The following is an 18,043-nucleotide window of genomic DNA, read 5'->3' on the forward strand; positions in this document are numbered from 1 at the left end:
CGCTAAAATATTTTCGTTTTCAATGGTGATTACCTAATAGATTTTAGCGGAGATTGTGTTTTGATAGACGCCTGCCAGGCGTCTCTACACCGCTGATATGCGTGTTCAACATTATAATCCAAACGCGCATTGCTATATCAATTCACAAAACTCCCGTCATTCCTCCGCACCTTCCCGGCGTTCCGCCCGCCCGTCCAACGTTGTGGGCTCCAGGAAAACTGCAGGAGGAAATAGCGGCTGTTGTGCGAGGAGGGAATATCGCGATAGCCATTCATGAGCAGTTGTCGCGCTACGGCATTATCCTGCCGCAGCAGGTCCATTACCACTACGCTGATCACCCCATTTTTCTGCCGGAAGATGCGCTTTTCCATGTTTAACCCCACTACCAGCGGCGACCGGTTGAGGGCATTATCGCTGCTGTGCTCCAGCTTTTTGCTTATATCAAATCCTACCAGCCACTCGGGTGTCAGGTATGCAGTACCGTAGATATTAAATCGCGCGCGTGTGCTGTTAAGCGCCGCAAAGCGGTTACCCCGATTCCATTCCAGGCCGGAGGCAAAGTTGAAATCGAGCCATTGCCAAGGGGTAAGCGTGGCAGTAAACGTATTCAGGTTCATCATGGTGATGGTGTGATCTGCCACATGATCAGTGAGGTATATCATGCGATTGCGTAACAACTGCCCATCCAGCTTTAGACTCAGCGAATGATATGATATGGTCTTAGTGAGATTATAATACACCATCATCTTCGTTTCCCCGTCCACGTTAGCAAATCCTGTGGTACGGCGCATCGTATTTCCGTTCACGGAGAAGGTGATGTCCGGCGTGACTTTGTTGGAAGTACGGGCATATAAGGCAGTCACACTCATAAAAATTTCCGGGCGCATCATAAAACGGGCAAACCTTGCCTGGAACTGATCCACCACAGCTGGACGCAACCCGGGATTACCGGTTACCGTATTAAGCGGGTTGCTTACATCCGGTATGGGCATCACTTCCGCCAGCCGTGGCAGCACAGTATTTCCATTGTACCGGAACGACCACTGCGTACGCATGCCATTGGCATATTCATACAATATGTCCGGGAAAAGCCTGGCAGTATAAACAGCGCTGTTGATCCAGCTCTGTTGCAGCCGCAGCCCCGCCGTAAGGTTACTTTTTTGCCCGATTGCACGCTTAACAGTAGCAAGTAACGGATGCTCCACCGTACGGTATAAAAAACGACTGCTCAGGGAATCAATCCGCTGCTGTGTAGCTAATAAATTATAAAATTGCTGATCATACATCACCCGGCGTACCTGTAGGTCGCTCCTGAGCTGCAGCGAAGTGCGGGTGTTGAAAGGCAGGGTATACGTCAGGGTAGAGAGGTAATTTTCAGGACTACTCCGCTCCTCCAGTTGCACCCGGTAGGTGCTATCCTGCTCGGGCAAGGGGTCGTGCCAGCTGGTGACGGTGCCATCATCTGTTTTCCGCTGCTGTTCTTTTTCGTTTAATAAATGGAAATCGGCCGTGAGGATCGATTTAGAGCGGGCAAATTTGCGTATATATAACAGGTCAATATCCAGCGCCGGCGCAGTAGCGGTTTGTAAACCAAGCAGGCTACTGCTGTTATGCAATAAGCCATCCTGCCGAGCATTACTACTGCTGGACAAACTTTCGTTCGCATGCCTGAAGCCAATGGTGGTATTTAGCTGTGAATGATCCGATAATTTAGTATTGAAAACGCCTTTGAGGTCATGTTTTGTTTGTTGTTGGGAGATGTCAGTGTTGCTGCTGGTCAGCAGCCCGCCGGTTGAAAAATACTCCTGCTGAAGGAGGTCTTTTATTTCAAGCTGATCTTTCCGTTGCAGGTTGTAGTAAAGCTCATAGGTCAGGAAATCTTTCCATTTGTTTTTATAGGTAAGTATACCAAATGCGTTTTGGTGATAGCCATCGGAAACACCGGGTTGTCCGCCGGCAGGTGCTAGCATTGCATTCATTTTGCTGATAGTACCCACTGGTGCGCCCGTAAGTACGCCGGCGGGTGAACGCGCCGCTCCTGCCTGTACTTCCAGCTGATTAAATCCATCGATCTTTTTAATATATCCCTGCCCGTTATAACGTGTATCAAAATTAGAAGAAGCAGCAATTTCATAGAGGTTAGCAACTGATTTATCCTTTTTGGAAACGATATTGATTGTTTTGGTGGCTTCGCCGGATTTTATGCCGGCAGCATTGGCCTGGTCGCCGTAGTCATCAATGATTTGAATTCTTTCTACAATATTTGCCGGGAGCTCTTTCAGCAATTGTTTTACATCTCCCCCAAAATACCTGATCCCGTTGAACATGGCCTTTTTTACCATCTGGCCCATGAACTGCACATTACCTTCCCTGTCTACGTTTACCCCTTCGAGCTTTCGTATTAACTCTTCCAGCCGCGCATAATCCCGGACGATGTAATCATCCGCCCAAAACTGCACGGTATCTCCGAGCAGCTGCGGCCCTACCTTACCCTTGATCGTTACGCCCGCAAGCGTTTGCAGCTGTGCATGCAATAATATAGGCGCCAGCGTGATACGTGCTTTCGTGTCATTCATCATATACCGCTGCATAAACGGCCGGTAGCCCAAATGTTGCACCACGATGGTGAATTCGGCGGAGGTCACCGATTCAAATACAAAAATACCATCCTCATTGGTGAGTACAAGTAGGGTATCCGTTAACGTTATTAGCAATACGCTGGCCTGCGGCACATCCACTGCGCCGCTGGAATCACGCACTACACCGCTCACCTGGCGGATTGCCAGTGGTGGCGGCTGCTGGGCAGCCGTACTCATGACAATTAACAGGCTGGTAAAAAAGAATAACAACCGCATCATACTCACGGCTGTTGTGCCAGTTCATAAGTAGCCCAAAACTCAGTAACCGTATTGGTTTCTGCTAACCGCATCAGCTCAGCCGGACTCACATTGGCACCGTCTTTATTTTTTATCTGGATGCCAGGCATCAGAAACATGGAACTTTGTCCTCTGCGGCCCGTTCCCATCAGGCAGATGTCGTAATCAAATGCATGCTCATTCAGGGATAATAGTTTACGAGGTATCCGTATTTCACAGGTAAAAATTTTATTCGCTTCATCCAGCTTCCATGCGGCCTTGATACCGTACTGGTTATAGATGGATATCAACGTATCTTTTACAGCAGGGATATTGCGGACTTCAATTTCATCCCATTTTTCAGGTAGTTTTTTATGAATACCCTCGGTAGTGACCGGAAAATGCAGCAGTGGCATTACCTCCGTTTTCCGCTCACCTTTGTTACCGATGGAGAGCTGAATGGAAGCGGGGGCATAAATTTTAGAAAGGTTATCTGTTTTCTTAAACGCAAAATAAATAAAGTCGTTATCGTTAGCTACGCTATACCAGAGCTTATTGGTAGTATTATATGCTTCCAGCGAAGTGCCCCAGTCCTCAATGGCGCCATCAATCTTTTTATTGGTGGCCCACCTGCTGGCCTGCTGGATATCGGGAAGTTGCTGCGCCAGTGCAGGCAGCGCTGCCATTATCACTATTAACGTAAATACAGATTTCATATGGCGTTTTTTTTTGAAAAAAAGATACCTGCCGGGCAGTCACCATAGGAGGTGGCGTCCAACAGGTATCACTATACGAAAACTAGATACCGGTTTCAACTTCCCATGGCCAGTCGCACACTTTCAGGGTTGGATTAAACCACAGGCCAGCAGGGCATTGACCTAATAAGGTATAGCCTTCTTCAGTACAAACATAGAAATTAGGATAAGAAGAAGGGTGTGGGTAAACACCTGCCGCCAGGTGATTCTGAGCGCAGTAATCAGGATTGAAAGGAACCTGTGCAATAGCAGCGGATGCGATGAAGGCAATGCCTGCAACGAACATAGCAATTTTCTTTTTCATAATGGTTTGTGATTAGTTTTTAATGAATGTTTACTTTACCATGTATATTGATCAATAATGGTCTGGAGGAGGCATTGGAATACACGTACACATTCTGCCGGAAATCTCCGGCTTCTTTCAGCTGATAGGTAACACTGATGTCGCGCATTTCCCCGCCGGGGATGGAGTCTTTAGGCCATTGTACTTTAAGACAGCTGCAGGAAGGATGCACTTCACTCAGCACCAGCGGCTTCCCTCCTGCATTCCTGATGGGTATGCGAATGGTTCTGAAAGCGTTTAATGGCGCAGGTTCCAGCATGATATCTACTGAAGGTGTGGAAAGGATAGCACTGTCGGCCAGTGCCGTTGGGCCGGCAAAAAATTCCAGTTCCGAAATATAGGTTTTATACAGCATCCTGTCGATACCGGTTGTACTTCGCAATAAGTCCTGTGCCATGGCCACTGCGGAATCTTTCCTCCCTTCTTTCACCTGTAGCTGCGTCAGCAGGTATCTGTTCAGAAAATAAGGTTTCAGTTTGACATTTTCCTGTAATGCCTGTTTTTCGGCCGCAGAAAAACGACCGGCTTTCCTGTAGGTAGTAAAGAGTTTCGCCACCGTGTTAATAAATCCAATACGATCTTCGTTGGTAAATTTCCGTTTCCCATCTACAGGCTGAAATGCTTTACTGTTGGGGGAATAGTAGATACCTCCAGCGTAAATAGCGGACAATTGCCGTGGTAAATCCGTGGCAAGGCCACCTTTGGAAATGCCCCTGATTTGCCCGTCAGGACTAAACATCACGATTATTGGAAAGGAAAACTCATGCAGCAATTGATTTAACCATAAATTTTGCGGCAGCCTTGTATCCACCGAGCGAATAATTAAATCTCCTGGCAGATCACTACCCTTTTTCACACTGGTTGCCAACATGGATTTGTATACAAAGCAGGCATCACAGCCTTGCTCAGTTAGTATAACTACCGCATGCTTATTGGCAGCGCCGGCATCTTTTAAAACATCATCAATTGAGGTAAGTTCACTCAGGTCCACCTCAGGCGTGGCATGCCTGCAGCTGATGAATATGCACAGGCATACCCACAGAGATATTTTTCTCATTGTCGGTTATTTTGTACTTGGTTGGTTATTCGTACTACTGGTTGATTATCTTATGTAAAAAGGGATTCCTGGAGTGCGCATTCTCTCTTCGACGGTTGGTTTTGTTATCAATACTTAGGGCAATCATTGCTGCACTTCCAGCATCACAATAATATTTTTAAAAATTTATTTAAACAAATATTTGGAGCGGATAAATGATTTTTATTTGTAAATAATTTTACTATTTTATTCAATAAGATAATATGGACGGCCGGTCATGAACTTATCGTGTAAAAGTGAAATGGAATCCAAACTTTATCACAAAAAAACGCCATGCAGTAGTTGCATGGCGTTTTTTACGCGTAACTTTTTGCTATCCCTTATTTCAGCGGCTTAATCACAAAACTATAATTCAGCTTACCAAAAGGAATCCTGTATTGCTCCAGTGGCTGGGAGCCCCAGCTGTCGATCCCCTGTACACCTGATTGCTGCAGGTCCACATGCATGAAGATCTGATCACGAGCCACCAGCTCACCGCTGTGATATTGCTTTTTATCAGCTTCAGGGTCCAGGTCGTCCATACTGTAAGGCAGTGCTGCGAAGTTTAACAATGTAGCACCCACGCTTTCGATCCGGATGCCTTTTCCTTTTTTGTTAGTCATCGTTACCCAGCGAACATCCGTTTTATTACCACTCTCCTGCGGACGTGCATATGGGAAATATTGCGCTGCCACATTGGAATTATACAGCCCTACAAACGAGGCCGTTTTTCTGTCCCAATAGTTTTCCCACGGACCCCGGCCATACCAGCTAATCTGATCAAACTGCTTTGCCAGCTGCATGTCTGTACCATAGCGCAGTAAAATTTTATGATCACCTTTGATGCCTTCAAATGCATTATTCACCAGGATGGTACCATCAGGCGCAATGGTATAGGTTTGCCGGGCAGTGGCGTCCCCGTTGAGCAGACTTGCTTTGAAGGTAACGGTTACGGCTGATGGTTTTTCATCAGTGGTGGCGGTAACAGTTGCTTTGCTGTAAGCATCGCGCCAGCTGCGTAAACGATGATTGTAATCCGCTCCAATGTCGTTATCCGTTGGTGCACGCCAGAAGGCAGGCTGCGGGCCATTCGCCATCACATCTTCTCCATTGATTTTGTAGGAAGACAACAATCCATGCACCAGGTCGAAATTCACTTCAAAGGCAGCACCTTTAACTTTTAACATCTGCCCATCTTTAGTAACAGTTAGTTTGCCACTCGCAGGTGTAGCTGCAGGAGCAGGTGACGGCGTGTTATAGGCAAACTGTTCTGCTGCAATTTCATAACCGGCAGGGAGGAAAGGTTCCGCTGCTTTCAGTACATAGCGTACATTCAAAAAGTACTCTTTGTTTCCGGCTATTTTAGTTTTAGGGGAGATAGTAAAGGCCGCTGAATCCTGAGCTGCCACGTTCAGGCTCGCTACAGTACCGCGCTCGGCAACTTTACCATCTTCCAGTAATTCCCAGTTCAGCTGATAGTTGGAAAGGTCCCTGAAGAAATAGGCGTTACGTACGGATATGCCGTTGGCTGTGCGGGTAGTTTTTACATGCTGGTACACTTTTTTCACTTCAATAGCCATTGGTGTGAGCTCCCGGTGAGCAGTCACCACACCTTTTACGCAGAAGTTATTATCGCTGAATGTTTCATTCACCGGTCCGCTCAGCGGGAAGTCGCCACCATAGGCCAGTATACGCTTACCATTTTTCACGGTATCAATACCCTGGTCAATCCATTCCCAGATAAAGCCCCCTTGCAGGTAAGGATTATTTTCTATGGCAGTCCAGTATTCCTGGAAGTTGCCCAGGCTGTTACCCATGATGTGCGCGTATTCGCTCATGATCATCGGGCGGTCTGGATTGCGCTGGGAATATCTTACCAGTGAGTTCGGACCGGGATACTGGGGCACGATGATATCGGTATTAAAATCATGTTCTGCACGTTCATATTGCACCGGACGGGTGTCGTGTGCTTTGAGCCAGTCGTATGCTTCATAGAAGTTCACCCCGTTGCCGGCTTCATTGCCCAGCGACCACGTAACGACGGCCGGATGGTTTTTATCCCGCTCGTACATACGTAAAACGCGCTCCAGATGCGGCATACGCCATTGCTTATCATTAGCCAGCGTGTAGCCGAGATCGTAGTAGCGGCCGTGTGACTCGATGTTTGCCTCGTCGATCACGTATAAACCATACTCATCGCAAAGCTGCATCCAGTAAGGGTCAGGAGGATAATGAGAGTGTCGCACCGCATTTACGTTGAGCTTTTTCATCATCTCCATATCCTTACGCATATCTTCATGGGTAAGCGTATGACCCTGTGTGGCATTGTGCTCGTGGCGGTTCACTCCTTTGAGGAATACGCGCTTTCCGTTAACGAGGAAGTTGCGGTCTTTCAGTTCAATGGAACGGAAGCCAACGCGCTGTGGTATTACCTCCAGCACGTTGCCCGTTTTATCTTTCAGGGTGATGTAAAGCGTGTATAAATAAGGTACTTCGGCGGACCATTTCTGCACTGCCGGAATTTCTTTTTTGAAAGAAACGATGGATTTATAATTCCCTAAAACTTTTTGTATGGAAGAAGTTTCTTCCTGGTATACCGTTTTACCAGTGGCATCCGTGAGCTTCACCGCTACGGAGAAGGTATCCGGCTTGCTATGGTTCGTGCGCTGATCAATGCGGTAGTTATTCACTTCCAGGTTGATGTCCAGCATACCGTTGGTATACGATTGATCCAGGCCTGCGGCAATTTTAAAATCGCGTACATCCATTTTGGGAGTGGCGTAGAGATATACTTCTCTCTCGATACCGGAGATGCGCCACATGTCCTGGCATTCGAGATAGGAGCCGTCGCTCCAGCGGTACACCTGCAGTGCCACCAGGTTTTCGCCTGGCTGCAGGTATTTGGTGATATCGAATTCCGCTGCCAGTTTACTATCCTCACTATACCCTACTTTTTTTCCATTTATCCAGATATAAAAGGCCGATTTGACTGCACCCAGGTGAATGAACACCTGCTTGCCGCTCCAGTTTTGCGGCAGGGTAAATTTGCGCCGATAGGAACCTACCGGGTTATTATCTTCAGGAATATCGAAAGGCGGGTTTAAGGCGGCGCCCATTTTAGCGCGACCCGTAAACTCATAAGGATGGTTTACGTAAATCGGTAGTCCGTAGCCGTTTACTTCCCAGTTGGCGGGCACCTTAAACGTTTCCCAGTTGCTGTCGTTGTAAGCCGGCAGGTAAAAATCAGCCGGGCGTTTGCGGGGATCCTGTACCCAGTTGAATTTCCAGGGCCCGTTGAGCGACAAAAAATTGGCTGATTTTTCTTTGGCTTGCTGTTGTGCCAGGGATTCATTTTCAAATGCAAAGGCCGAAGCACGCATGGGCATTCGGTTGACAGATACTACTTCCGGGGTTTGTAGTTCGGAAGGTAATTGCTGTGCATGCGACTTTATGGCAAAGCTCACGCATGCGGCAAGAAATAATTTTCCTTTCATTGTTCAGTATAAAATAGTTTGTTCATCGCAGCTACAACACACTTTCAAAGGCACGGCTGCTAAGAAAAGTATTATTTCCGAAAGTACTCAATAAATGTGATGAGCGTAAAAAATACGTTTCTTAATTCCGGCATAAAAAAAGCATCCCCAGCGGCGGACACTGTGGGATGCTCACTCCTGCTACATCAATTCTCAGGCTTTAGGAAAAGGCGGATTAGTAACAGCGGCCAACCGTTCTTTTGCTTTAGATATACGCCTTCCCCTGAAGAAGAGAAATAGATTGAGGAATAACATGATGCCAAGGTATATAAAGAATCCTCCCAGTTTGGAGCTCAGTGCTTCCAGCATTTCCTGGTGCGTTTCCAGACCATAGCTAATTTCCATTATTTTCACGCCAAAGCCCAGGTTCAGCAGATAAAATCCGGTCTCAAACAGTTTGTTGGTGCTCATGGCAATTTCTACGCGGCCATTAAAAATATCGAGCATAAATACTTTGCTGTTTTTAAACAAAGTATATGCAACAAACCAGGTAACAGCGGCTACCACAGGGAGGTAGATCAGGTAAGCAGTGTAGTTGAATGTGTGGTTCATATGGATGTATTTTTATTTGTGGAGATGAAAATTTCGCTTGCCAAGGAGGTAGATGCCCAGCATATTCATACAGTGAATAGCACCCAGGGTCAGCATAATCCGGCCCGTCATCTGCGCCACCGTTCCCATCACATCCAGCCAGTTGTGCAGCGCATCCCAGGTGCTGATCATCAGCGTGGCATAACCCAGGTTGAGCAGGTAGTAGCCCGTTAGTAATATCCTGTTGATAGCATCCGTCGTTTGCGCGTCCCCGTTAAAAAAATGCAGGATAAATACACGCCCGTTGCGGTAAAAAAGCCATCCCACCTGCACGGTGATTACCCATGTAATCGACAGGTAGATGAGGTATGCCAGGATATTCATAGCTGTTCGCTTTTGTTGAAACAAAGCTATATCAGTTTTCCGAATTTTCAAAATTTTCTGAAAGTTTAGTACTTACAAAGTACTAGAAAATTATCAGGTAATCTCCTAAACGATTGACAACAACGGGGATTTCTTTTGTGCCTGCGGCACAAAAGAAATCCCCGGATGAGGAAGGCCAGCGTAAAATCGTGAAAGGGTTGAGGACCACCGGTCATCAACCCTTTCACTTAAAGAAAACATAGTTTTACTACTCCCTGATACTCGTCTTATCCGCCAGCGTCATCCGCGCAATTTCATCCTTGCGCTTAAACGACACCCCCTTATGCCCCTGTATATATTGCAACAACTCCGCCGTTGCCTTCACCATCTGCGGAGTTCCGCCGATACGGTCGTGGAAACTGATGCTAAGCTGCCGGCGCCGCCGGGCCGATTCCTCATACAATTGATCAAACTCCATCTTCACCTGTTTTAAAAACTGATCAGTAGAAAAGTGTTTTCCTTCAATCAGCAATATATCATTACAGCGCAGGGTATACGGCACCACGGCAAAGTCCTTGTTGTTTACCTGAATGATAAAAGGCTCGTCCCGGCTCAGGTCATCAATATGATAAGTGAAGCCAAGCTCCTGCAGGATTTTCAGTGTGTTCTCCCCACGGCGCAGCCAGTTGGCATTGTAGCCCACCGGATTAAAACCCGTCACCTTTCGGATAGCGTCAGCACCATCGGCAATGAACTGCTTCTCCTGTTCATATGGCAGGTTATACTGAGTGGTCCAGTCCATCCCATGCCCCGCCGCCTCGTGGCCACGCTGCACAATCTCCTTCGCCACCTCAGGATGCTTCAGCACCGCCGATCCTACCATGTGTGACGTTACCTTTACGTCAAACCTGTCCCAGTTGTCCAGCATTCGCTGCACCCCTTCCTTGTAACCATAGGCATACCACGTGGCGCCCGGCAAATCCCTGAAGCCCGGCAACATATTATTGGGAAAGGGACTCTCCGCATTATCCGGCTGCCCACCGGATTCGAACTGCATGGAAATACTTACCACCAGCCTCGATCCATCGGCCCAGGAGGATTGTTTTGAAGTGTCCCTTCCTGCTGCCAGACTCCCAAACGGTTGTACTAATCCTGCCATACCCAATACGGCGCTTTGTTTCATAAAATGTCTCCTGGAACTCATGGCCACTATTTTTTAAGGAGGTTATCCAATGCCCAGGCATTGCTGGAAATATACTGTAACAGGGCCGCAAAAAATGCCACATGGATCAACTGTGATGGTATCCAATCCCAGTTTTCCACCATACAGCTGCCAAAAATCAGGGCAGTCATCACCAGCGCCCCCGCTATCAGGGCAGGCTTGGTAAACAGGCCCAGTAACAGCAATAAGCCCACAATAAATTCGGCAATAGGAAGAATATAACTGAAAGGCACTACCATGGCAGATGGCAGCATGGACTTTTCAAAAGAGCCTACCATCCAGCTGCTGAAGCCATTCAATTTGGGTAAACGTACAAGGCCATGGCCAAACATGCTGGCCGCTACAGCCAGTCGTAATAACAAATAAACAGTTGCGTTCATGTATCATTAAATTTTATGATACAAAAGTGCAGGAAACCATTGGGGTGTAACTGGTATAATTAGGTGGTTTATTTGTATAAATCTTGCATTTACCACCATTTACGATTGGCAGGATATTGCCGGATGCTGGTCATATTGTTTACCAACACCGCTACCAGCAAGAGTATGGCCACACCGCTGGCTACGGGACTGATCACATACCAGTATCCCAGTTTGCGGATCGCGGGCGACCCGGCAATGGCCAGTAAAGCCGTAGCCCCACCCGGTGGATGCACCGTTTTGGTCATCTGCATCACAATCAGGCTCAAAGCCACCGCCAGCGCACAGGCCAGCCACTCAAATTCAGGCCAGGGTATCAGAAATCGTACGGTAACGCCTACAATGGCACTAAGGATATGTCCCCCAATCAGGTTCCGGGGTTGGGCAAGCGGACTTTGGGTATGCCCATATATCAGTACAGCAGAGGCGCCGAAAGAACCAATCAGAAACAGGTTATCTTTTACAGGCAAATAAAAATGGCTCAGCATCCCCACCGCTGCTATCCCTACAAAAGCCCCCACAAAAGACCATATTATATTTTGCTTATCAATCATGGTTTCCCTGTACATCACGTACCGGGCTACACGTATGCTACGTTTAATCCTGTGTTTCATAATAATCGTGGCGCAAAATTAATAACTGGCACCCACAATTAAAACACTACTTGTTATTATCCAGCTGCTTAATAATGTTATTCACCTCCGTTTCTGTAGCCCGCAGCTTCTGCTGGCAAAATGCAATCAGCTCCGCGGCACGCTTTACTTTTTCGGATAACAGGTCTACTGAAACCGTTTCCTGTTCTATTTCTTCAGCTATTTCCTGCAGCTCCTGGTAAGCTGCATCATATGTCAGTTCCTCGCTCATCTGTATTGGATTTAGATTGGACTACTGCCTGAATGGCCGTATCCTGTAATTGAATGGTGATATTATTTCCTGCTGTAATGTCTGCGGCATCCTTCAGCAACTCGCCGTTCTTATATACCAGCGCAAAGCCACGCTTCAGCATACTTTCGGGCGCCAGCATTTTAAAAAACTGTTGTTGCTGCCGCAGCTTTTCCTGCTCGCGTTGCAAGCGTGTGCCCGGCCTGGCCAGGAGCGCTGCCTGCATAAAGAGCACCTGTTGCTTTTGCTGTTGCAACAGCTGCTTCGCACCACGGTCTATGCCATGCCGCAGGTGCAGCAGTTCTTCTCTCCCTACCCCCAAAATAGCCCTTGTTTTATTGATAATATCCTGCTGGAGATGGTACATCTGGCGGTTGCCCATGGCTACGGCCTGCTGGGCGCGTACCAGTATGCGTTGCCGGAATTGCAGCAAGGCATCCTCATAGCCACGATTATGTGCGATGATCAACTCTGCCGCTTTGGTAGGGGTTTTCACGGCGGTATGCGCCATCATATCTGTCACTGTTTCATTTTTCTGGTGACCGATGCCGGTGATCACCGGAATGGGAAACCTGGCCACTACCCTGCCCAGCTGATAGCTGTCGAACAACAAAAAATCGGTTTGCGCACCGCCACCACGGATGATAACCACCACATCGTACGCCTTTCCTGCATTGAACACATCCACCATGCGCTGTTGTACCAACTCGGCATTGGCTTCTCCCTGCACAACGGTAAAATAGGTATCCAGCTTAAACGTATAGCCAAAGCCGTTATTAACCAGTGTATGATGGAAATCCTGATAGCCGGCACTGTTGCCGGAAGTAACCACGGCAATCTGCTGGATCACGGCCGGCAGCGGCAACTCCTGGTTGCGGGTAATATACCGCTCCCCCACTAACCGCACGGCATCAGCATTTTCAGCAAGGAGTCGCGCCAGCGTTTGTTGCTTCTGCTGCTCCAGTTGCCCGATAGTAAAGCTGATGTCCACATCCTGCACGGTTACCTGCAGGCCATGTACCTGGTGATAGCTGACGGTTACCTGTACCAGCACATGGATGTTATTGCGAAACGGCTGCCCGGTGATCAGCTCAAAAGCCTTGATCTGCCGGCTGCCGTTACCCCAGGCATTGGCTGCCACGCGGGCCACTATACCACTACGCTCATCTTTCTCCACCAGGTCGAAATAATGAATGTTTTTATCGGGATAAAAGGAATGACTGGTAATATCTGCTTTCACCCAATAGCTCTGCCCGGCAAAGGCTTGCTGCACCACCGCTCTGATGCGGGCGCTCAGCTCTGATAAACGTATAGCGTTAGGGTGACTCATACTGCGAAGATAAAGAAATTGGCAGCAGCCTATTCATAATCGGTGATGCCGAGGCGGGCAAAAAATTCGGCTTCCGGCAGCTCCCGCACCTCGCCGGAGCGAAGGTCGCCCAGCTCAATGCCTTCAATGGAAACGCGCACCAGGCGCTGACAACGATGACGGATATGATCCAGCATTTTACGGATCTGGTGAAACTTCCCTTCCACCAGCGTCATGCGCAGCCAGGTATGCGGGTGATCGTTATAATCCCCCGGCCGGTTGGCCAGGTTATCAGGTGGGGTAGTACGGTCCACCTCACAGGGCAGTGTGGTGTAATCTTCCTTGTGGCCGGACATAAAGGTGATGCCATTACGCAGCACCTCAATGCTGGCATCGGTCACTATATTTTTCGCCTTCACCACATAGGTACGTTTATGCGGTACCGTACCCTGAAAGAGCAATTTGGTCACTTTCTTGTTGGTAGTGAGCAACAACAGGCCTTCCGAAGCGTTGTCCAGTCGCCCGATGGCATGTGTACCTTCCGGAAAATCAAAATCCAGATCGCCCAACAGCCGCACCGGATGCGGACTTACAAACTGGGAAACCATATTATAAGGCTTGTGTATAACGAAATATCGGTGACCACTACTATTCATGATGAGCGCAAAGGTACAGAATTAAGTAACTTTGCCACATGGACGGACAATACAGAAAAGATATCTATCCCGGACTGGAGGTAGGTATCATACTCAAAAAAGACCAGCGCAGCGGCAAAAAAACCTATGGTATCGTAAAAGACCTGCTCACTTCAGCAGCCTATCATTCCCGCGGTATCAAGGTGCGCCTGGAAGACGGCCAGATAGGCCGCGTAGCCGAGATTATCGGATAATCATTACATTTGCCCGCATACCCAACTACTTACTAACTCATTACTTGCTAAAACGAATGGATCAGTTAATTTTTCACTGGGCTGGAAATCTAAGGTTTTTGCGTAAACGGAAAGGCTTAACACAACAGCAACTCGCCGATGCCACAACCATAAAAAAAGGACGCCTGGCCGCACAGGAAAGCGGTAAAACCCGCAACCCCCGGATGGAAGACCAGGTACGTATTTCCACCTACTTCAACATTCCGGTGGACCACCTGATTAAATCAGACCTCAGCGCATTCACTGCCGAGCAGCTGTATGAACTGGAAACAACCGCGCCGCTGGATATAACCGGCAAGCATATACGCGTATTACCCATCACGGTAAACAGCGATAACGAAGAGAATATGGAGTTTGTACCGGTAAAAGCGAAAGCGGGCTACAGCCGTGGGTTTAGTGATCCGGAATTCATCGCATCTCTCCCTAAATTCTCCCTGCCAGGATTACCAAGAGAAAAAACTATCCGTATGTTTCCCGTTAGCGGCGACAGCATGCAGCCCATCCCCGATGGCAGCCATGTGATTGCCCAGTACGTGGACGACTGGAGCGTGGTGAAGTCAGACACCCCCTGCGTTGTAGTGTTGAAAGATGAAGAAGATATCCTGTTCAAACTGGTGGACAACACCATGAAACTGGATGGCACACTGCGCCTGCACTCCCTTAACCCGACCTACAAGCCGTTTAAGGTGAATGCCAACGAAGTATCCGAAATATGGAAATTCATCGGGTATGTAAGCCGCGAAATGCCGGCTGCCAGCTGATTATTTATTCACCAGCGCCAACTGACCCAGGTGATAGGAAATATGCGTGAGCCTCGACAGTAACACGTTAAAGCGGTTTCTGTGAGGCTCTTTTTCAAACTCCTCCGGCGTCACCATCGTATGGCGATCCAACCACTCTTCGGCCGACAATTGCCTGAATGCCGCACTAATAGCAGCATTTACATCTTTCCAATAAGTTCTTAACTCACCCGGCATAGGTAAAGCCGTTTCAGGACTATCAGGATGGGTGATAAAGAACTCATCCAGGTTGGGATATCTGCGCTCTCCCAGTCCCAGCAGAGGCAGCAGCATATCATGCACGGCCGTCATGTGGCCGAGGATGTAAATGATCCGGTTTCTGCCGGGCGCCACCTGCAAATACATGTCTTCGTCCTTGTAATTATCAAATGCGGTGGTGATTCTTTTCACCTGACTGTCCCAGTTGGACAGGGTAATGCCTATTAATGGATTTGTTTCCATAGAAATACTGGTATTAATAAGTTCTGATCCAATCAAGTACATACGCGGCATCTTCCTCCCAGGTTGGCTGCCCCAACACAAAATGATTGCGTCCTTCCACTTCCCTGAAATGCGTGAGATAACCGTTTTGTTTATATCTTTTGAAATTTGAAAATACAAGTGAAGACGGCACGATCCTATCCTCCCCGCCGCCGATGAGCAGGAGCGGCGCATGCGGCTTACCGAAATCAATTTTTGCCGCCGCCGTAAGTCCATCCCGCAGAATGCGCCTCGATTCCGGCACCGCATACTCCTCATAAGTTTTCAATTGCTGATCATGCGGCATGCCATTCGTAAACGCATATTGCCATTCTTTAAACGAAAGCATGTATGGCTGGTTAGCCGAAGTATAAAAGCCCAGCGGCTTAAACGTAGCTTTTAACACGGAATACCTCAACGAATACACGCCGAGTGGCGGCACGGGATGTATGGCAATACCGGCAGCGCCAATATTACGTTGCAGCAAAAGTTGTGTGATCAATCCTCCCAGGGAATGGCCCATGATGATGGGCGTTTCGGCCTGCACACTGGCAATATCCCCGTAGTAATGTACGAGGTCGCGCAGGCGAATACTGGCCACCAGTGGATCGGGATGCCGCTGCCGCAATGCCGGAGCAGAAATATTTTTATGCGGCCATGGTGGCGCAATTACCTTGTAGCCGTGTTGCTCGAAATAACGTTTCCAATTATCCCACATGGCAACGGTTACAAATGCGCCATGGATCAATAAGATAGTTCTTGTATTCAGTTCTCTCATATCGGAATTTTGGGATCCTTATGATTACCAAAATTCCAATTATGTAAATGGGTTACAAATGACAAACGGCAAAAAATACAATTGACAAATATCAACTACTCATTTTTCAGATAGGCCTGTTTGCGAATACGGCTGAGCGTTTCAGGGGAAATGCCCAGGTAAGAGGCGATCATATTCTGTGGGAATCGCTGCACAAATGCGGGCTGGTGACGGAGCATATCCAGGTAGCGTTCTTCTGCAGTGAGGGTGATGGCCGCATGAATCCGCTTTTGTGCAGCTACGGCGTGGCGCTTATCCATTTCGGCGGTAAGGATGCGCATGGCAGGTATACTATTGCGGATCTCCCACCAGTCGTCGTAATGAATCTGCAGCAGCGTTGTATCTTCCCATGCATCGATGTTGTAGGCAGATACAGAGCCCAGTTCAAAGCTTTCCCTGTCGGACATCCACCAGTCCTCAATCCCAAACTGCACAATATGCTCCACTCCCTTATCATCCACGGAATACTGGCGCATAGCGCCTTTTGTAATAAAAGCCAGGTGCCGGCAGATGTCGCCTTCCTGCAACAGGTATTGTCGTTTACGGATTTTGCGGGGTTTAAAAGCGTTTTGCAATAACAACAGTTCCTGTTCGGAAATGGGGTGCTCGGTATATCGCCGGATATAGTTAAAAAATGTTTCCATAAAGTGGTTAAATGACGGATTTCTAAGATAAGCAATTATTAGCTCCCTGCGGTATTCCTGCGGTATAACACCTATCTGGCGAAAGGATAGAAATTAAGTGGCTTCCAGGGCCCGTGCAGGTATTTCCAGGTATGTAAGCCGGTTGTTTTCACCTGGAAGGGCGAAAAATTTTCCATTAGTTTTTCCCTGGTTTGTGTGGCCTTATAAGCGGTCACTTTATTCTGAATGGTTATGTGTGGGCGTAGCGGTTGCTGATCTTGTTTAATGAGATGCGGGAGCCACTGCTGCTGCATGGCGGCGTGAAGCTCCGAGAGCGCCTGGCAGTGGAGCGAATAGGCACAACCCAGTCCAAATGAAAAAACCCCCGTGACATCCAGTAACAACGGTGGCCGCCGTGCCAGCCCGGGTAATGCGGCCAGGATACCGGCATCCTCATCCGGGAGTTTATAAAAGAGGGTAATATGTGCGTCCAGGTAATTGGCATGCGTGGGAAAATGGGCGGCACGCAGCGCATTGAAATACGCCTGTGCACTGTCTTCCATTTGTAGTGTAAGAATCATATCCGCTGCAATTTAAAGTTAATCCGTGGTTATTTATATTTGCAGCAAGAGCTAACGACATTGATAGAAGAAACGGATATACGAAATGGCAACTTAGTGGCCTATTATGATCGCAACATGCAGGAAACAATCTTTGCAGTAGAAGGCGTATGGCAGGGATTTATCTATAACTCCGGCCTGCCGCTCAGCAAGATTCCCTGTCAGAAGGCCAACCCCATCCCGCTGGAAATTAGCTGGCTGGAAAACTTCGGATTCCTCCCGGGTGATGCGGAGCATGGGGAAGATCCAAACGTATACTCCCTGAAATACAACCGCCTGCACAGTATACATATACGGGTGCAGCAGGGCATCTTTCAGCCGGTGGCCGACAGCCCCTCCGGACAGGTACCCTATGGTCGCCCCCTGGCGCATGTACACCAGTTACAAAACCTCTTTCATGCCCTTACCATGGAAGATCTCTGATTGTCACATTTAACCCCCATTTTGTCTTAAACGGCCAGTCTCCCGCAACAACATTGCCTTTACTTTTGTATGAGAAATTATTCACC

At 48.1% G+C, this 18,043-nt stretch carries 20 protein-coding genes; 3 read left to right on the top strand and 17 right to left on the bottom strand.

The annotated features are described in order from the left end of the window. Window positions 1-137 precede the first annotated feature (137 nt). From BUB18_RS25345 to BUB18_RS25405, 13 genes are all read right to left on the bottom strand, one after another. The gene (locus tag BUB18_RS25345) at window positions 138-2,858 is read right to left on the bottom strand and encodes a TonB-dependent receptor (RefSeq protein WP_073086535.1); all 2,721 of its coding nucleotides are present in this window, start codon (window positions 2,856-2,858) and stop codon (window positions 138-140) included. A gap of 2 nt (window positions 2,859-2,860) precedes the next feature. Further along, complete coding sequence (locus BUB18_RS25350; RefSeq protein WP_073086537.1) at window positions 2,861-3,571, bottom strand: hypothetical protein; 711 nt, start codon at window positions 3,569-3,571, stop codon at window positions 2,861-2,863. 82 nt (window positions 3,572-3,653) lie between these two features. Continuing rightward, on the bottom strand, window positions 3,654-3,914 hold the full coding sequence (locus BUB18_RS25355; protein WP_073086539.1) for a chitin binding peritrophin-A domain-containing protein: 261 nt from the start codon (window positions 3,912-3,914) through the stop codon (window positions 3,654-3,656). A 19-nt stretch (window positions 3,915-3,933) separates the two neighbouring features. Next, the gene (locus BUB18_RS25360) at window positions 3,934-5,010 is read right to left on the bottom strand and encodes a DUF1573 domain-containing protein (RefSeq protein WP_073086542.1); all 1,077 of its coding nucleotides are present in this window, start codon (window positions 5,008-5,010) and stop codon (window positions 3,934-3,936) included. Between the two features lie 359 nt (window positions 5,011-5,369). Continuing rightward, a complete protein-coding gene (locus BUB18_RS25365) occupies window positions 5,370-8,522 on the bottom strand; it encodes a beta-galactosidase, LacZ type (protein ID WP_073086544.1) in 3,153 nt (1,050 codons plus the stop codon). A gap of 192 nt (window positions 8,523-8,714) precedes the next feature. Then, on the bottom strand, window positions 8,715-9,113 hold the full coding sequence (locus BUB18_RS25370; RefSeq protein WP_073086546.1) for a hypothetical protein: 399 nt from the start codon (window positions 9,111-9,113) through the stop codon (window positions 8,715-8,717). A gap of 12 nt (window positions 9,114-9,125) precedes the next feature. Continuing rightward, window positions 9,126-9,476 (bottom strand): hypothetical protein, encoded by a 351-nt coding sequence (locus BUB18_RS25375; RefSeq protein WP_073086548.1) that lies wholly within the window; start codon window positions 9,474-9,476, stop codon window positions 9,126-9,128. A 247-nt stretch (window positions 9,477-9,723) separates the two neighbouring features. Further along, the gene (locus BUB18_RS25380; RefSeq protein ID WP_073086550.1) at window positions 9,724-10,659 is read right to left on the bottom strand and encodes a polysaccharide deacetylase family protein; all 936 of its coding nucleotides are present in this window, start codon (window positions 10,657-10,659) and stop codon (window positions 9,724-9,726) included. 5 nt (window positions 10,660-10,664) lie between these two features. Further along, window positions 10,665-11,057, bottom strand: a complete 393-nt coding sequence (locus BUB18_RS25385) for a DoxX family membrane protein (RefSeq protein ID WP_073086552.1) — start codon at window positions 11,055-11,057, stop codon at window positions 10,665-10,667. An 89-nt stretch (window positions 11,058-11,146) separates the two neighbouring features. Further along, window positions 11,147-11,710, bottom strand: a complete 564-nt coding sequence (locus tag BUB18_RS25390; RefSeq protein ID WP_073086555.1) for an HPP family protein — start codon at window positions 11,708-11,710, stop codon at window positions 11,147-11,149. A gap of 46 nt (window positions 11,711-11,756) precedes the next feature. Beyond that, window positions 11,757-11,960, bottom strand: a complete 204-nt coding sequence (gene xseB / locus BUB18_RS25395) for an exodeoxyribonuclease VII small subunit (RefSeq protein ID WP_073086557.1) — start codon at window positions 11,958-11,960, stop codon at window positions 11,757-11,759. Further along, on the bottom strand, window positions 11,938-13,308 hold the full coding sequence (gene xseA / locus BUB18_RS25400) for an exodeoxyribonuclease VII large subunit (RefSeq protein ID WP_073086558.1): 1,371 nt from the start codon (window positions 13,306-13,308) through the stop codon (window positions 11,938-11,940). Before xseA ends, xseB begins: the two co-directional genes overlap by 23 nt. A gap of 29 nt (window positions 13,309-13,337) precedes the next feature. Beyond that, a complete protein-coding gene (locus BUB18_RS25405) occupies window positions 13,338-13,943 on the bottom strand; it encodes a pseudouridine synthase (RefSeq protein WP_073086559.1) in 606 nt (201 codons plus the stop codon). Between the two features lie 38 nt (window positions 13,944-13,981). Here BUB18_RS25405 and BUB18_RS25410 point away from each other — a divergent pair, with 38 nt between their 5' ends. Together BUB18_RS25410 and BUB18_RS25415 are read left to right on the top strand one after the other, a co-directional pair. Then, entirely contained in the window at window positions 13,982-14,176 is a 195-nt protein-coding gene (locus BUB18_RS25410) for a YwbE family protein (protein ID WP_073086560.1), read from the top strand. Window positions 14,177-14,274: 98 nt separating this feature from the next. Continuing rightward, the gene (locus tag BUB18_RS25415) at window positions 14,275-14,976 is read left to right on the top strand and encodes an XRE family transcriptional regulator (RefSeq protein WP_178372206.1); all 702 of its coding nucleotides are present in this window, start codon (window positions 14,275-14,277) and stop codon (window positions 14,974-14,976) included. On the opposite strand, the gene BUB18_RS25420 is transcribed toward BUB18_RS25415, so the two are convergent. The 4 genes from BUB18_RS25420 to BUB18_RS25435 form a co-directional block, all read right to left on the bottom strand. Further along, window positions 14,977-15,456 (bottom strand): DinB family protein, encoded by a 480-nt coding sequence (locus tag BUB18_RS25420; RefSeq protein ID WP_073086561.1) that lies wholly within the window; start codon window positions 15,454-15,456, stop codon window positions 14,977-14,979. Window positions 15,457-15,469: 13 nt separating this feature from the next. Beyond that, a complete protein-coding gene (locus tag BUB18_RS25425) occupies window positions 15,470-16,252 on the bottom strand; it encodes an alpha/beta hydrolase (protein ID WP_073086562.1) in 783 nt (260 codons plus the stop codon). Window positions 16,253-16,347: 95 nt separating this feature from the next. Further along, complete coding sequence (locus BUB18_RS25430) at window positions 16,348-16,935, bottom strand: Crp/Fnr family transcriptional regulator (protein WP_073086563.1); 588 nt, start codon at window positions 16,933-16,935, stop codon at window positions 16,348-16,350. A 71-nt stretch (window positions 16,936-17,006) separates the two neighbouring features. Further along, complete coding sequence (locus BUB18_RS25435; RefSeq protein WP_073086564.1) at window positions 17,007-17,495, bottom strand: 2'-5' RNA ligase family protein; 489 nt, start codon at window positions 17,493-17,495, stop codon at window positions 17,007-17,009. A gap of 39 nt (window positions 17,496-17,534) precedes the next feature. On the opposite strand from BUB18_RS25435, the gene BUB18_RS25440 reads away from it, so the two are divergent. Beyond that, window positions 17,535-17,957, top strand: a complete 423-nt coding sequence (locus BUB18_RS25440; protein ID WP_143160100.1) for a hypothetical protein — start codon at window positions 17,535-17,537, stop codon at window positions 17,955-17,957. The last annotated feature ends 86 nt before the right edge of the window (window positions 17,958-18,043 follow it).

Source organism: Chitinophaga jiangningensis (assembly GCF_900142605.1).
In the GTDB taxonomy this organism is placed as follows: domain Bacteria; phylum Bacteroidota; class Bacteroidia; order Chitinophagales; family Chitinophagaceae; genus Chitinophaga; species Chitinophaga jiangningensis.

Bases quoted from the DNA above. Each gene is read 5' to 3' on its own strand.
- xseB (WP_073086557.1), bottom strand. From the start codon at position 11,960: ATGAGCGAGGAACTGACATATGATGCAGCTTACCAGGAGCTGCAGGAA.
- BUB18_RS25390 (WP_073086555.1), bottom strand. From the start codon at position 11,710: ATGAAACACAGGATTAAACGTAGCATACGTGTAGCCCGGTACGTGATG.
- BUB18_RS25385 (WP_073086552.1), bottom strand. From the start codon at position 11,057: ATGAACGCAACTGTTTATTTGTTATTACGACTGGCTGTAGCGGCCAGC.
- BUB18_RS25405 (WP_073086559.1), bottom strand. From the start codon at position 13,943: ATGAATAGTAGTGGTCACCGATATTTCGTTATACACAAGCCTTATAAT.
- BUB18_RS25380 (WP_073086550.1), bottom strand. From the start codon at position 10,659: ATGAGTTCCAGGAGACATTTTATGAAACAAAGCGCCGTATTGGGTATG.
- BUB18_RS25375 (WP_073086548.1), bottom strand. From the start codon at position 9,476: ATGAATATCCTGGCATACCTCATCTACCTGTCGATTACATGGGTAATC.
- BUB18_RS25355 (WP_073086539.1), bottom strand. From the start codon at position 3,914: ATGAAAAAGAAAATTGCTATGTTCGTTGCAGGCATTGCCTTCATCGCA.
- xseA (WP_073086558.1), bottom strand. From the start codon at position 13,308: ATGAGTCACCCTAACGCTATACGTTTATCAGAGCTGAGCGCCCGCATC.
- BUB18_RS25370 (WP_073086546.1), bottom strand. From the start codon at position 9,113: ATGAACCACACATTCAACTACACTGCTTACCTGATCTACCTCCCTGTG.
- BUB18_RS25435 (WP_073086564.1), bottom strand. From the start codon at position 17,495: ATGATTCTTACACTACAAATGGAAGACAGTGCACAGGCGTATTTCAAT.
- BUB18_RS25425 (WP_073086562.1), bottom strand. From the start codon at position 16,252: ATGAGAGAACTGAATACAAGAACTATCTTATTGATCCATGGCGCATTT.
- BUB18_RS25345 (WP_073086535.1), bottom strand. From the start codon at position 2,858: ATGATGCGGTTGTTATTCTTTTTTACCAGCCTGTTAATTGTCATGAGT.
- BUB18_RS25360 (WP_073086542.1), bottom strand. From the start codon at position 5,010: ATGAGAAAAATATCTCTGTGGGTATGCCTGTGCATATTCATCAGCTGC.
- BUB18_RS25350 (WP_073086537.1), bottom strand. From the start codon at position 3,571: ATGAAATCTGTATTTACGTTAATAGTGATAATGGCAGCGCTGCCTGCA.
- BUB18_RS25365 (WP_073086544.1), bottom strand. From the start codon at position 8,522: ATGAAAGGAAAATTATTTCTTGCCGCATGCGTGAGCTTTGCCATAAAG.
- BUB18_RS25430 (WP_073086563.1), bottom strand. From the start codon at position 16,935: ATGGAAACATTTTTTAACTATATCCGGCGATATACCGAGCACCCCATT.
- BUB18_RS25420 (WP_073086561.1), bottom strand. From the start codon at position 15,456: ATGGAAACAAATCCATTAATAGGCATTACCCTGTCCAACTGGGACAGT.
- BUB18_RS25410 (WP_073086560.1), top strand. From the start codon at position 13,982: ATGGACGGACAATACAGAAAAGATATCTATCCCGGACTGGAGGTAGGT.